9 protein-coding genes are annotated in these 13,827 nt (G+C 67.9%); 6 read left to right on the forward strand and 3 right to left on the reverse strand.

The features are described 5' to 3' along the window. Positions 1 to 156: 156 nt before the first annotated feature. The 3 genes from J8I35_RS26040 to wecB all read right to left on the reverse strand — a co-directional run bounded on the left by J8I35_RS26040 (position 157) and on the right by wecB (position 4,609). Entirely contained in the window at positions 157 to 2,481 is a 2,325-nt protein-coding gene (locus J8I35_RS26040; protein ID WP_209927680.1) for a xanthine dehydrogenase family protein molybdopterin-binding subunit, read from the reverse strand. After that, positions 2,478 to 2,939, reverse strand: coding sequence for a (2Fe-2S)-binding protein (locus tag J8I35_RS26045; protein WP_050013730.1), 462 nt, complete (start codon positions 2,937 to 2,939; stop codon positions 2,478 to 2,480). Before J8I35_RS26045 ends, J8I35_RS26040 begins: the two co-directional genes overlap by 4 nt. Before the next feature lie 452 nt (positions 2,940 to 3,391). Continuing rightward, a complete protein-coding gene (gene wecB / locus J8I35_RS26050; RefSeq protein ID WP_050013729.1) occupies positions 3,392 to 4,609 on the reverse strand; it encodes a UDP-N-acetylglucosamine 2-epimerase (non-hydrolyzing) in 1,218 nt (405 codons plus the stop codon). 1,179 nt (positions 4,610 to 5,788) lie between these two features. On the opposite strand from wecB, the gene J8I35_RS26055 reads away from it, so the two are divergent. The 6 genes from J8I35_RS26055 (at position 5,789) to J8I35_RS26080 (ending at position 13,788) form a co-directional block, all read left to right on the forward strand. Beyond that, positions 5,789 to 7,321: a glycosyltransferase gene (locus J8I35_RS26055; protein ID WP_204383786.1), complete on the forward strand. Its 1,533-nt coding sequence runs from the start codon at positions 5,789 to 5,791 to the stop codon at positions 7,319 to 7,321. Between the two features lie 3 nt (positions 7,322 to 7,324). Then, positions 7,325 to 8,320: a polymer-forming cytoskeletal protein gene (locus J8I35_RS26060; RefSeq protein WP_209927682.1), complete on the forward strand. Its 996-nt coding sequence runs from the start codon at positions 7,325 to 7,327 to the stop codon at positions 8,318 to 8,320. Positions 8,321 to 8,330: 10 nt separating this feature from the next. Next, complete coding sequence (locus tag J8I35_RS26065; RefSeq protein ID WP_175974229.1) at positions 8,331 to 9,341, forward strand: YaiO family outer membrane beta-barrel protein; 1,011 nt, start codon at positions 8,331 to 8,333, stop codon at positions 9,339 to 9,341. Positions 9,342 to 9,354: 13 nt separating this feature from the next. Then, a complete protein-coding gene (locus tag J8I35_RS26070) occupies positions 9,355 to 10,125 on the forward strand; it encodes a hypothetical protein (protein WP_209927684.1) in 771 nt (256 codons plus the stop codon). A gap of 334 nt (positions 10,126 to 10,459) precedes the next feature. Further along, complete coding sequence (locus tag J8I35_RS26075) at positions 10,460 to 12,607, forward strand: hypothetical protein (RefSeq protein WP_209927686.1); 2,148 nt, start codon at positions 10,460 to 10,462, stop codon at positions 12,605 to 12,607. A 92-nt stretch (positions 12,608 to 12,699) separates the two neighbouring features. After that, on the forward strand, positions 12,700 to 13,788 hold the full coding sequence (locus tag J8I35_RS26080; RefSeq protein ID WP_209927687.1) for a hypothetical protein: 1,089 nt from the start codon (positions 12,700 to 12,702) through the stop codon (positions 13,786 to 13,788). Positions 13,789 to 13,827 lie beyond the last annotated feature (39 nt).

Raw genomic sequence — 13,827 nt, forward strand, 5'->3', positions numbered from 1 at the left:
CCGTGTCAGCCGAATGAAGGGTTGGGTGGCGCCAAGTGCTGGCAGGAATTTAGCACGGTCGTTCACAAACGACAACGATACACACGCCAGCCAGTATGCGTATCCGGGAAGTGGGCCGGGCCGCACGAGGCGGCCCGGCGCGGGACAGCTATCGCGTCAACCCGCCTGCGGCTTCGAAAGCTGATCCGCAATCGGCAGGCTGCGAATGCGCGTGCCGGTCGCCGCGAAGATCGCGTTGGTCAGCGCCGGCGCGACGGGCGGCAGGCCCGGTTCGCCGACGCCGCCGAGCGGCGTCGCGTAGTCGTCCGGCGCGACGAGATGCACGCGGATGTCGCGCGGCGCCTCGTTCATCCGCAGCACCTGGAAGCCGTTGAAGTTGCTCTGCTCGGGGTGGCCGTCCTTGAACGTGATCTCGCCGTGCAGCGCGATGCCGAGCCCCATCACCACCGCCCCCTCGAGCTGCGAGCGCACTCGCTCCGGATTGACCTGCGGCCCGCAGTCGATCGCGATGTCGACGCGCGGCACCGAGATTCTGCCGTCCGCATCGACCTGCACCTCGCACACCGCCGCCGTGTACGACACGAAGCTGCGATGCGCGGCGATCCCGAGCCCGTGCCCCTTCGACAGCTTGCGCCCCCAGCCGGCTTCGCGCGCGACCGTCTCGACCACGCGCCGCAGCCGGCCCGTATCAACCGGATACAGCGCGGGATCCTCGCCGTAGTTCACGTTTTTCACCGTGATGTGCGGCTCGAAACGCCGCGCGGGCCCGATCAGGTCGAGCAGGAAATCCTTCGGATCGCGGCCGGCCGCATGCGCGAGTTCCGACACGAAGCTCTGGATGCCGAACGCATGCGGAATGTTGTACACCGAGCGAAACCAGCCGATCCGCGTATGCGCTTGCGCAGCCGGATTCTCGATCCGCACGTTCGGGATCGCGAACGGCAGGTCCGCGATGCCTTGCGCGAGCTCGCCCGGCTGCTCGTGCACGACGCCGGCGCGGAACGTCGACTGGATCGACGGCGCGACCGTGCGATGCTGCCACGCGACCACCTTCCCCGCCGCATCGATCCCGCCGTCGAACGCTTCGAGCGACACCGCGTGGAAGTAGTCGTGCGCGATGTCGTCCTCGCGCGTGAACGTCAGCTTCACGGGCGCGCCGACCGCCTTCGACAGCAGCGCGGCTTCCACCACGTAATCGGGCTTCGACTTGCGGCCGAAGCCGCCGCCGAGCAACGTCACGTTGACCGTCACACGCTCGGCCGGCACGCCGAGCGCCTTCGCGATCTCGTCGCGCGTGGTCTGCGGCGCCTGCGTGCAGGTCCACACGTCGCAGCGGCCGTCGGCTACCCGCGCGACGGCCGCGGGCGGCTCCATCGTCGCGTGCGCGAGATGCGGAACGTAGTACGTCGCGCGCACGCGTTTCGCGGCGCCGGCGAGTGCGGCCGCCGCATCGCCGTCGTTGCGGATCACGTCGCCCGGCTGCGCGGCGGCCGCTTCGAGCGTCTTGCGATACGCGGCCGAGTCGTAGCCCGCATGCGGCCCGCGCTTCCAGTCGATCTTCAACTGCGCGCGTGCCTGGATCGCCGTCCACGTATCGCGCGCAATGACGGCCACGCCGCCGAGCGGCTGGAAGCCGGACGGCAGCGGCGTCGACGCCAGTTGTACGACCTTGACGACACCCGGCAGCTTCTCGGCGGCCGACGCATCGAACGACGCGACCGTGTCGCCGTAGGCCGGCGGCCGCGCAACGACCGCATACAGCATGCCGTCGAGGCGCGTATCGATCCCGTACCGCGCGCGGCCGCCGACGATGTCGCGTCCGTCGATCAGCGCCGTCTTGCCCTTGCCGATATAGCGGAATTCGGCCGGCGCCTTCAACGCCACGCTTTTCGTATCGGGCACCGGCAGCGCGGCCGCCTTCCCGGCCAGTTCGCCGAAGCCGAGCTTGCGTCCGGTTTTCGTGTCGACGACCTCGTGCACCGTCACCTTCACCTGGCGCACGTCGACGCCCCACACGGCAGCGGCCGCCTGCGCGAGCATCGTGCGCGCGGCCGCCCCCGCGCGGCGCAGCGCGGCGAAGCTCTGGCGCAGGCTGCGCGAACCGTCGGTGTTCTGGTTGCCGTAGCGCGGCTCGTCGCCGACCGCTTGCGCGACCTTCACGCGCGCCCAGTCCGCGCCCAGTTCGTCGGCGACCACGAGCGCGACGCTCGTGCGTACGCCCTGGCCCATCTCGGAGCGGATGCAGGTCACCGTGACGGTGCCGTCCGGTGCGATCGCAACGAACAGGTTCGGATCGTCGCGCAAGCCATGCGGCATCCCCGCGCCGCCATACTGCGGATTCGCGCTGACGGGCGGCTGCGCCGGCGTGGCCGCCTGCGCGAGCGACGGCACGCCGAACGCGAGCAGCAGCCCGCCCGATGCGAAGCCGAGCAGCAGCGCGCGACGGCTTTCGTTGTCGACGGAGAGTTCGGGCGTGCTCATGCGTCACCTCCGCGGCGCACGGCCAGCCGGATCGCCGCGCGAATGCGCGTATAGGTGCCGCAGCGGCAGATGTTGCCGGACATCGCATCGTCGATGTCGGCATCGGTCGGATGGGGATTCGTCTTCAGCAGCGACGCGGCCTGCATGATCTGCCCGGACTGGCAGTAGCCGCATTGCGCGACGTTCAGTTCCTGCCACGCCTGCTGCAGCGGGTGCGTGAGATCCGTCGACAGCCCCTCGATCGTCGTCACGCGCCTGGACGCCGCCGCCGCGACCGGCGTGATGCACGCGCGGATCGCGACGCCGTCGAGATGCACGGTGCATGCACCGCACAGCGCCATCCCGCAGCCGAACTTGGTGCCGGTGTGGCCGAGCACATCGCGCAGATACCAGAGCAACGGCATGTCGGGATTGCCGTCGAAGTGCTGCTCGCTACCGTTGACGGTCAGCGTGATCATCGTTCACCTCCTGGTTGCGATGCCCGCCGGGCAGGCATCGAGTGGGGATTCGAACGGCGCGGCGCACATTCCGAACGATCAGGCAGGCGTGGCGCCGTTTCGTCGACCGTGTCGCGTGCACGCACGGTCGGGCCGATGCTGCGAACGATGCCGTCGGCCGGTTGCCTGCGCAACCTTTCGCCTTTGCCCGGCCGGCGCTCGTCCGCATGGATCGCCGCCCGCATTATCGAACCATTTCGGATTTGACGTCGGCTCGCGGCGATTCGGGCGTTTCAGGCAAGCGGGGAGAACGCACGGCCGGGGATGGCGCGTGTCATCGACGGGGCTTTAGCGTGCATCGCGAGCGCGCGTTCCGGGTCGCACATAGGCAAACATCCGGCCGACCTCACGGCCGGACCGGATGCTTGATGGTTGCGCCGAACGCGACGCCACGCACTACCGCACGGTCTTCCTCACGGCGAGCGCAACGCCTGCAACCCGAGCGTGAGCGCGTTGAACGGCATCTCCGCGGCGCCCATCGAGAAACTGGTCGTCTTCGTGGGCACGCCGGGCGTACGCATCAGCGCGTGGACGATCCGCTCGCTCGCATGGCCGTCGCCGTATGGATTGCTCGCGCGCGACATTTCCTCGTACGCGCTCTCGCTGTCGAACAGCCGCGACGCTTCCCACACGATCCGGTCCTGATCGGTGCCGACGAGCCGCGCGGTGCCGGCCTGAATCGCCTCGGGCCGCTCGGTCGTCTCGCGCGTGACGAGCACCGGCTTGCCGAGCGCCGGCCCTTCTTCCTGAATGCCGCCCGAATCCGTGATGATGAAATGCGCGCGCGACATCAGGAATACGAACGACAGGTATTCCTGCGGCTCGATCAGGTAGATGTTGGGCACGCCGCCGAGCCGCGCGCGCGCCGGCTCCTGCACGTTCGGGTTCAGGTGCAGCGGATAGACGAACTGCGCATCGCGATAGCGGTTCGCCAGCGTGCACAGCGCGTCGCAGAAATGCCGGAACGGTTCCCCGAAACTTTCGCGGCGATGGCCGGTGATCAGCACGACGCGCCGCGACGGTTCGAGAAACGGGAAGTACGCGGCGATCTTGTCCGACAGCGCGGCGGTGCGATCCAGCATGCGCTTGACCTCGTGCAACGCATCGATCACGGTATTGCCGGTCAGCGAGACGCCCCCGCCCGGCACGCCCTCGCTCAGCAGGTTGTCGCGGGCCTGCCCGGTCGGCGCGAAATGCCATGACGACACCGCATCGGTCACGCGGCGATTCAGCTCCTCCGGCCACGGCGACCAGATGTCGCCGCTGCGCAGGCCGGCCTCCACGTGACCGACCGGCAGATAGCGATAGAACGCCGCCAGGCTCACCGCGAGCGTGGTCGTCGTATCGCCGTGGACCAGCACGACGTCCGGCCGAAAATCGTCGAAGACGACCCCGATCGCATGAAGAATGCCGGTCGTCACGTCGGTCAGCGTCTGGCCTTGCCGCATCAGGTTGAGATCGTAGTCGGGCTTGATGTCGAACAGCGTCAGCACCTGATCGAGCATTTGCCGATGCTGCGCGGTCACGCACACGCGGGCGTCGACATCCGTCTGCGCCTTCAGCGCACGCACCAGCGGCGCCATCTTGATGGCCTCCGGCCGAGTCCCGAACACAAGCAAGATCTTCTTCATCGTTATCCTCGTTTAGCCGCTTCGCGCCCGGCGATCCTGCACGCGGCGCGAAGCATGTATTCGGGCGGCGCATCCCGTACGCGCACGCGATCGACCTGCGGCGGTGTGGCGGGGCAAGCGCGCTGCCGCGTCCGCGCGGTCCAGGCCGCGCGAATCGTCGTACTACCGGCGTCCCGTTGCACTGGATCAATCACGTCATGAGTCGTTCCTCGCTGTGTCGAGCGTCACGTCCTCCCACACCAGCAATATTCAAACCAGCCGGCTCGCGTCGCGGCCCGCTTCGCTCCGCGGCCATTGCCCGCGAACGGTGCGTCATGGAATGTTTCACAACTGCTACGGACACCCGCATCGCCGGATCGACGCGGCAACGATAAACAGCCGGACGCTCGCGCGATCCGTCTGACGACGTCGTCCGACGAATCGCGCATGCATGTCGAGCCCTCGTGACGAAGCGAATCGCACGGACCTTTCGACGCGCGTTGCGTCGCCTCGATTCGCCCCTTTCGTCTGTGCAGTGCGCGGCGCGCACGCGAGCGTCGACCGCCGTGGCGCGCGCAGGATTTCGCCCACATCCGACGCCGCGTTGAATCACACGAATCGGGGCGCGGGAAATGTTGCGAATGTGTAACGCGGATTCGAAACTGGCGAATACATCGGAGTCCGGTCCATTCGTCTCATGTGAAAGCAGCGCGCGTAGCGATCGCGGGCCGACGCGTGCATGCCGAACGACACGCGACGGCCAGCCATGCCAAGCCGCACCCGGCCACGCGGCATCGGCAGCTGGGACGGTCCGGGCACCGCGCGACGCGCTCGAGCCGCGCGGCCGACCGTGCGGGGTCGGATGCGACGCGCGCACGCTGATTCGTCAGTGAATCAAAACACGCCGGCTGCACGCATGCCGCATCCGCTTCCCGCGCGGGCCTCCTTGCTGCGCGGGGCATCGCGGCAGATGGCTCACCCCTTGCTTGATGTCGGACAGTGCGTCCCGAAGCACGCGCATCGCAGCAGACAGATGAGGACGCCAAAGCAACGAAGCCGGGAGACGATGCGACGCATCCGTCCGGGGCAGCCGACAACCGCCCCGCGACGAACACGCCATCGTTTCCCATTGACGTCCGCGCGATCCACGGAGCGCCTGCAGCTCTCATCGGTCGTCGTTGCGGGCACGGGGATGGGGACATGAAGAAAACGCGGGCGGCGTCATTCTGCGAGCAAGGCATCCTGCTGCTGATCGTGCTTGCGTGCTCGCTGATCGTGCGCGACACCGCCTCGCAGGCGATCGCCGAACCGGCCCGGTTCGGCGTGCCCGCCGCAACGGCCGCAACCACCGGGATCGCGATGGAGCGCATCGCGCTGGTCGCGCCGGCCTCGCCCGATCCGGACGCGTCGCTCGAGCCGCCGCCCGCCGCCACGCCGGGCGTCGCATTCGATCCCGAGCTGCTGCTGATACCGTGCGTCGCGTACCTGTGGCTGTTCACGCTGTTGACGTGCGCGTATGCCGCCCGGCATTACGTATTCAGCCTCGACCGCCTGTTCAAGCCGCAACACGCGCCCTACCGGACGATGACCCACGGCGACTGGCCGCGGCTCACCGTCTTCGTCGCCGCCCACAACGAGGAAACCGTCATCGTCGATTGCCTGATGGCGCTGCTGGCGACGACCTACCCGCGCGACCGGCTGACGATCATTCCGGTCAACGACCGCTCGACCGACAACACGCGCGCATTGATCGACGAAGTCCGCGCACTCGCGCCCGAGCTGATTCAGCCGTTTCACCGCGAGACCGGCAAGCCGGGCAAGGCAGCCGCGCTGAAGGATGCGCTGCGCTTCATCCGCGGCGACATCATGGTGGTATTCGATGCCGACTACCTGCCGCGCCCGGGGCTGCTGAAGGAACTGGTCGCGCCGTTCTTCGACCCGGAAGTCGGCGCGGTGATGGGCCGTGTCGTGCCGCAGAACGCCGACAGCAACCTGCTCGCACGGCTACTCGATCTCGAGCGCGCGGGCGGCTATCAGGTCAACCAGCAAGCCCGCAACAATCTGAACCTGGTGCCGCAGTACGGCGGCACGGTCGGCGGCATCCGCAAGGGCGCGCTCGACGCCGTGGGCGGCTGGTGCGACGACACGCTCGCCGAAGATACCGACATGACCTACCGCCTGCTGCTGAGCGACTGGCGCACGGTCTATCTGAACCACGCCGAATGTTACGAGGAAGTACCGGAGCGCTGGGCCGTCCGCGCGCGGCAACTGACGCGCTGGGCGAAGGGCCACAACCAGACGATGCTGCGCTATCTGGTTCCGGTGCTGCGCAACCCGCTGATCTCGCGCCGCTGCCGGCTCGACGGCGCGCTGCTGCTCGGCGTATTCACGATGCCCGCGCTACTCGCGATCGCGTGGAGCGCCGCGCTCGCGCTCTACCTGTTCAACGGCGTCAACTCGACCGCGCTCGGCCTGCTGCTGTCGCTGTTCGCGCTGTTCTCGTTCAGCACCTTCGGCAACTTCGGCGTGTTCTTCGAGATCGTCGTCGCCGCGCGGCTCGACGGCCGCGCGACGCGGCTGCGGCTCGTGCCGGTCAACGTCGTCGGCTTTTGCGTGACGATCGCGGCGGTCGTCTCCGCGCTGTGGGGACTCGCGCTCGACGCGGCGTTCCGCCGCGAACTGAAGTGGGACAAGACCGAGCGTTTTCGCCGGCAGTTGAAACCGGAGCGATGAGCGATGACGACCTTCAACGTGATGGTGCCGGTGGCCGGCGTGCTCACGCTGCCGTTCCTGCCGATGCTGCATGAACTGATCCGGCGCAGCGACGTCGCGGCGCTGCCGATCGGCGACGGGCCGTTCGTCGACCAGGCGCTGCTCGCCGCGCGCTGGCACGACGCGCTGCGCGCGCACGTGGCCGGCACGCCGCCGCCGGATGCATCCGGCGCGCCGCCGTGGCAGACGCTCGGACTGGCCGTCGAGCATGCGGACACGATCCATGTCGCACGCGACGCGCATCGCGACGACGTGCTCTACGCCGACCGTTCGATCACGCTCGACGACGGCGCGCGGGCCGCGTACGCGTTCGCCGGCCAGCGCATCGACATCCGTGCCGGCGCGACGATCGGCACGCTCGCGCATGCGCCGCTGATCGACGTCGACGATGCGGTGCTGCGCGGCGTCGTGGTCGGCGACACGGTGCGCCTGCGCGGCGCCGGCGGCTTCGCGTGCCTGTATGGCGAGCCGCTCGTCTTCGGCGCGGCGCCCGGCCCGCGGCCCGCGGACATACCGGCCGCTCCGCGCCGCGCGATCACGCTCACCCGCCACTTCGCGTCGCTGCCGCATCGCTTCCTGCACGGTCGTTACCTGCTGCCGTGCAACGTTCGCCTGCCCGCGCACACGGTCGTGCAAGGCAACCTGATCGTCGAAGGAACGCTCGTCCTCGGCGAAGGCTGCGTGCTGCGCGGCAGCGTCAAGGCGCATCGCGTCGAACTCGAACGTCACGCGTTGCTGCACGGCGCGGTATTCGCGCGCGACGACGTGTTGCTCGCCCACGCGAGCTGCATCGACGGCGTCGTGTCGGCCGGCGGCCTGCTGCGACTGACGGGTGCGCGCATCGGCGTCGCCGGTCATCCGGTCAGCGCGTGTGCGCGCGACGTATCGATCGTCAATCATGCCTGCGTGCATGGCGATCTCGTCGCGTGGCGCAGCGGCTGGTTCCACACATCCCGTTAAGGAGCGCCTCATGTCCGATCGCCCCAGCCATCGCGGCCCGCGCGTGCCGGTTGCCACCCTCGCGATGCTGTGCGGCGTCGCCTTCGGCGCGCCCGCGGCGCTGGCGGAGCAGCCGGACGATGCCGCCGCCGCGCCCGCCGTGCAGCCGCCGCCCGCGACCGTCATCACGCCACGGATGCGCGACGAATCGATGTTCGTGCGCGTCGACGCCGAAGGCCTGCCGGACGGCGTGCCGCTCGCCGAGTTCACGCCCGAGGATACGAACCGGCCGCCGCTGCCCGATGCAGTCGTCACCCATGTGCAGGCGCCGCAGGAATCGCACACCGAGCTGTCGCTCGGCTATTCGAGCGCACATCTGACGCACGGCTACGGCGACTGGTACGGCGTGCACCTGCGCGGCGTCTATCAGGACGGCAGTCGCACCGTGCTCGGCGAACTGGCGCAACTGCACCGCTTCGGCGAGAACACGCAGCTCGGCGCGCTGACCTACGTGCAGAACCTCGGCCCCGACTGGTTCGGCGGGATCGGCTTTTCCGGCACCACGTCAGGCACGATCCTGCCGAGTGCGCGCGTCGACGTATCGATCAACCGCAAGCTGTTGTCCGATCGTTCGCTGGTCGTGTCGCTCGGCGCCGGCTACGCGTGGAACCGCAGCGGCCACCGCGACCAGCTCTATCACGCCGGCGTGATCTGGTACGCATTGCCGAAGTGGATTTTCGAGGCGGGCGCGAACTATACGGTCGATTCGCCCGGATCGGTGAAGGCGCCCGCCTACTATGGCGCCGTCACCTACGGCGAAGTCGGCAAGAGCGTGATCGTGCTGCGCGGCGGCGTCGGCCGCGAGGCGTATCAGGTCACCGGCTCGGGCTCGCAGATCGCGGATTTCCGCAGCCACGAGATCACCGCGAAATGGCGCTACTGGGTCACGCGCAAGTGGGGGACGCAACTCGAATTCGCGTACTACCACAACCCGTATTACTCACGAATCGGCGGCGAGCTCAGCGTCTTCTATCGCTGGTAAGCGGGCGGGCGCCATGCAGACGCATCCCGTCCGTCCTCCCGTCGACCGTTCGCTGCGCACCCACGCGCACCCGCAGCGCTGGCTGTCGTCGATCGCGCTGCTGACGCCCGCGCTGTACGCGTCGCTGTGGTTCGGATTGCCGATGGCGTGGCGCTACTGGCGCGCGGTCATGGCGTGGGGCGCGCGCCAGATCGATCCGGCGCTTCACGTGATCGTGATCGGCTATCCGCCCGACGCACCGCGCGTGCCGCTGCTGTCGATCGACGTCGCGGCCCGCATGCCGGGCGGCACGCTGCTGGTCGCCACCGCCGCGCTCTGCATGATCGGCTTCGCCGCATCGTTCATCCGGCGCGCGCGCTGGCTGCCCGTTGCATATCTGTTACGTATCGCGAGCTTCACCCAGCTGCTGATTTGCGCGTACTTCTGGCTCGCGCCCGGCACGTTCCCGTACGTCCCGCAACTGCATCTGCGCGACATGTTCGTGCTGCACGGCGCGGCGATCGCGCTGATTCCGCTGGTCATGGCCGCGCTGTACTACCCGCTCGATTTCTCGCTGCTGCAAAAAACCTTCGCGTCGCTGCTGGTGCTGGGCTACTTCGTGTTCGCGCTGCCGTTCGTGATGCTGCTGCACGCGACGATCGTCCATCACGGCTCGCTGCTGTTTTTGCCGTTCTGCTATTTCCTGCTCGGCGGGCCGCTGCTGATCGCCCTGCTGGTCACGCTCTATACCTACTGCGCGAGCTGGCCCGGCGCGCTGACGCGCGATCGCGATTCCGTCTGCTGATAGCGCGTCCCAACGCGCCGTATCAGCGATGAAACGAATCCGTCGGGTTTGCGACCGTGCCGCGCGACCGGCAGTGCAGGAAGCCAGCAGGACCGGGCCTCCTGCGCCAATGGCACGTTGTTCGCTTCTTTCCATGCGTCGCATCGAGTCCTCTCACCGGCGAAGGCAGCGCGGCGCACCGGCGCATTGGCGCGGTCGGACCGCCGTGACACGCACCGCTCGATACCCGACGAACCGGACAGCCGCAACACACCTACGGGGCTGGAATGCTCGACCTGGCGGCACGCGTATCCCGGCTGCCGCACGCCCCCATTCCTTGAGCGAGGAGCACACCATGTTGGCAAAGTCAGGCAAGTTCTTGCGGATCCTGTTCGCGCTGTTCGCGCTCGCGTTCGCATTCAGTCCGGGCGGCGTTCAGGCGGCCACCAACCAGCTTCTGCTGTTGGTGCCCGATACGCTGACGCTGCCCGATTCGCGCGTATCCGCATGGCTCGACAGTGCCCAGGAAGAAGGGCTGCAGATCAAGGTGATGACCGACAGCCAGTTCATGGCGGCCGGCGCGACGCTGTCGCAGTATCCGGGCCTGATCCTGCCCGACCAGGTGCATACGACGGCCGCCGACGCGCTCGTGACCGCGATTCAGAACTACGCGCTGAACGGCGGCAAGGTGATGCTCGTCTACGATTTCGGCGTGCTGAATTCGGCCGGCTTCTACGTCAGCCCGAAATCGCGCTTCAGCAGCATGGCCGGTGTGGACTATGTGCTGTATGACCAATACGGCGGCAACATGATCGGTCTCGGCAATGTAACCGGCATGAGCAGCTGGCTGCGCACGCTCCAGGTGCCCCCCGGCAAGTCGATGGCATGGACCACGACTTCGTCGACCACCACGACCGCCAGCGCCCTCGCCTCGACGAGCACGTCGGGCACCTCGGGCACGTCGACCAATTCGACGTCGGGCAGCGCACAGTTTCTCGCCGCCAGCCCGTCGAACCCCGGCGGCCTCGCCAACTACAACCACGGCGCATGGTTTCAGTACACGACGCCGCCCACCGGCAGCGGCGTGCTGAACCAGACGGCCCCGAAGCTGACCGGCACCGTGACCGGCAAGCTGAAGAAAACCACGACGTATACCGCCAATTCGCTGCTGAGCACGTCGACCGGCAAGACGGCCACCGCGCTCGCGTCGACGCTGGCCACCACCACCGACACGCTCGAAGGCATCTCCGGCTACGTGTACGGCTTCCTCACCTATCCGAGCTTCGTCACGCAGGGGACGTACACCGGCACGACGATCCTGACCTCGCCGACCTTCGGGCTGGTGTCCGGCTACAACACGTACGGCAACGGCGGCGTGCTGTTCGTCAACCTGCCGCTCGCCTACCTCGACGGCCAGACCGACGGCATGCTGATTCACGGCTACCTGCATTATTTCGGCACGCAGATGCTGAACCTGCCGTCGCTGTCGCCGCTGCCGAAGGCGATGGCCGGGCTCGTGTTCAACTGGCACTTCTGCGCGGGCGACCAGATCCAGCCGGCGCTCTACCTGAAGAGCCTCGGCGTGTGGAACAACGGGCCGTTCTCGCTCGTGGTCACGGCCGGCCCCGATGAAGCGGCGTTCGGCGACGGTGGCGGCATCAATCTCGCCAACAACCCGTCCGCGCAGAATCTCCTCAAGTATTTCGTGAGCAAGGGCCATCGCGTCGGCAGCCACGGCGGCTGGATCCACGACTACTGGGGGGCGAATGCGAGCGAAACCAACGCGAGCACGTTTACGCAGTACCTGGTGATGAACCATCAGGCCGTCCAGGCGACGACGGCCTTGCCCGACGTCGAGTACGCGGCGCCGGAAGGCAATACGCCGACGTGGTCGGTCAACTGGCTCGAAAGCAACGGCTTCAACGGCTACTACTTCACCGGCCACACCGGCTCGGCACCGACCCGCGCCTACCGCAACGGCGCGTTGCTGAACCCCGGCCTGTGGGCGTACCCCGTGATGCCGTTCGGCAAGTACGCGACGTTCGAGGAGTTCCAGCAATACGCGGTGCCGACGGCCGACGTGAACAACTGGTACGCATCCCTGATGAACTTCGTCGTCGCGAACCGCACGAGCCGGCTGATCTATGCGCACCCGCTCGGCGCGTCGTCCTACACGTCGACGCTGTCCGCGATCTTCAATCAAGCCAACACGCTGAAGCTGCTCGGTCAGTTCAAGTGGTACACGATGACCGACATCACGGTGTTCGACCGCGCACGCCTGAACGTCACATGGTCGGCCACCGATACGGGCAGCGGCTGGGCGTTCGCCGCCAGCCACCCGACCAGCCTCGCGAACATGACGTGGCTGCTGCCGAAGAAGGCCTTCGCGCTGCCGTTGATCACGCAAGGCCTCGGCAGCGTCGTCATCACCGACTCGACGTACTGGCTCGTGACCGCGAACAGCGGGACCAGTCTCAAGTTCACCAGCGCCAAGGTGCACTGAGCCGCGACATCGACCCACCCGCCGGCGCGCGACGCGGCCAACGCCGCGCCCGGCGGAATTTGCGCAGGACCACCGCGCAGGAGCCCCCTATCATGAACCGGCCCGCGCTTTTCCCGGCCGCACGCGCACGCGTGGCGGCCACCGCCCGGCTATGCCGCCTGTGGTGCGTCGCCTGCTGTGTCGCCGCATGCGGCGTCGCACCGCATGCGGGCGCCGCCGAACTCCAGCTCAATGGGCTCTACCAACGCCCCGACGGCGCGATCACCGTGCGTCTGAACGGCGCCGGCATCGATCCGTATTTCGCGGCGAAGGCCCTGCTCGGCGCCACCGATGCGGGGCTCGACGCCCGTCAGGCCGCGCTCGCCTGGATCGCGTGGCTGTTGCCGCGCCAGCGTCCGGACGGCGGCTTCGATCGCTATTGCGTGAAGAGCGGCCAGTACAGTTCATGCGCCGAAGCCGACGCCGACGACGCGATGATGGCGACCTGGATCGAACTGCTCGCCCGCTTCGCGCCGCCCGACGGCATGCCCGCCGCATGGGAACTCAGCCTGAATCGCGCCGGTGCGCATCTGGATACGCTGCTCAGCAAGCCCACGGGCGTCTATCAGATCTCGTCGACGCTGCACGTCGCGCTGCTGATGGACAACGTCGAGGTACACAGCGCGTTCCAGGCGCTCGCCGCGTATTACCTGCGGCATGGCGACTCCACGCGCGCCGGCCCGTGGAGCCAGCGCGCCGACCGGCTCGCGTCCGCGATCCTGAAGGTGTTCTGGCGCGGCACGCAGTCGGGCTTTCGCCCGAGCACGCAGCGCATCAGCGACACGACCTTCTATCCGGCGAAAGTGGCGCAGATCTTTCCGCTCCTGTCGGGCATTCAGGTTCCGCAGCAATCGAACGATGTGTTCTACGCGCAGTGGATGCAGAAGTACGGCAAGACCTGGCTGCAACTGGCCAGCTCCGATTATCCGTGGGGCTTGATCGCACTGGTCGCATTCAAGATGAACGACCGGAACACGGTCGCGTGCTGGCATGCGCTATCGGGCCCGTACCGGCACGGCGCACACTGGAACGTCCTGGAGGAAGCGCTTTACCTGGCATTCGAAAGCCGGATGGCCGACCCGGTCGCGCCCGCGCAATGCGGCTTCACGACGGCGGCGACAACGGAGACCGCGTCACGCTGATCCACGCGTGCGCACGGTCCGGGGGAATCTACAGGGAAG

Source organism: Burkholderia sp. CpTa8-5, from assembly GCF_017815045.1.
Lineage (GTDB): Bacteria > Pseudomonadota > Gammaproteobacteria > Burkholderiales > Burkholderiaceae > Burkholderia > Burkholderia sola.

What these genes read in the sequence shown, in the direction of transcription:
- J8I35_RS26040 (WP_209927680.1), bottom strand. Translation starts at nt 2,481, where the DNA reads ATGAGCACGCCCGAACTCTCCGTCGACAACGAAAGCCGTCGCGCGCTG.
- J8I35_RS26065 (WP_175974229.1), top strand. Translation starts at nt 8,331, where the DNA reads ATGTCCGATCGCCCCAGCCATCGCGGCCCGCGCGTGCCGGTTGCCACC.
- J8I35_RS26080 (WP_209927687.1), top strand. Translation starts at nt 12,700, where the DNA reads ATGAACCGGCCCGCGCTTTTCCCGGCCGCACGCGCACGCGTGGCGGCC.
- J8I35_RS26070 (WP_209927684.1), top strand. Translation starts at nt 9,355, where the DNA reads ATGCAGACGCATCCCGTCCGTCCTCCCGTCGACCGTTCGCTGCGCACC.
- J8I35_RS26045 (WP_050013730.1), bottom strand. Translation starts at nt 2,939, where the DNA reads ATGATCACGCTGACCGTCAACGGTAGCGAGCAGCACTTCGACGGCAAT.
- wecB (WP_050013729.1), bottom strand. Translation starts at nt 4,609, where the DNA reads ATGAAGAAGATCTTGCTTGTGTTCGGGACTCGGCCGGAGGCCATCAAG.
- J8I35_RS26075 (WP_209927686.1), top strand. Translation starts at nt 10,460, where the DNA reads ATGTTGGCAAAGTCAGGCAAGTTCTTGCGGATCCTGTTCGCGCTGTTC.
- J8I35_RS26060 (WP_209927682.1), top strand. Translation starts at nt 7,325, where the DNA reads ATGACGACCTTCAACGTGATGGTGCCGGTGGCCGGCGTGCTCACGCTG.
- J8I35_RS26055 (WP_204383786.1), top strand. Translation starts at nt 5,789, where the DNA reads ATGAAGAAAACGCGGGCGGCGTCATTCTGCGAGCAAGGCATCCTGCTG.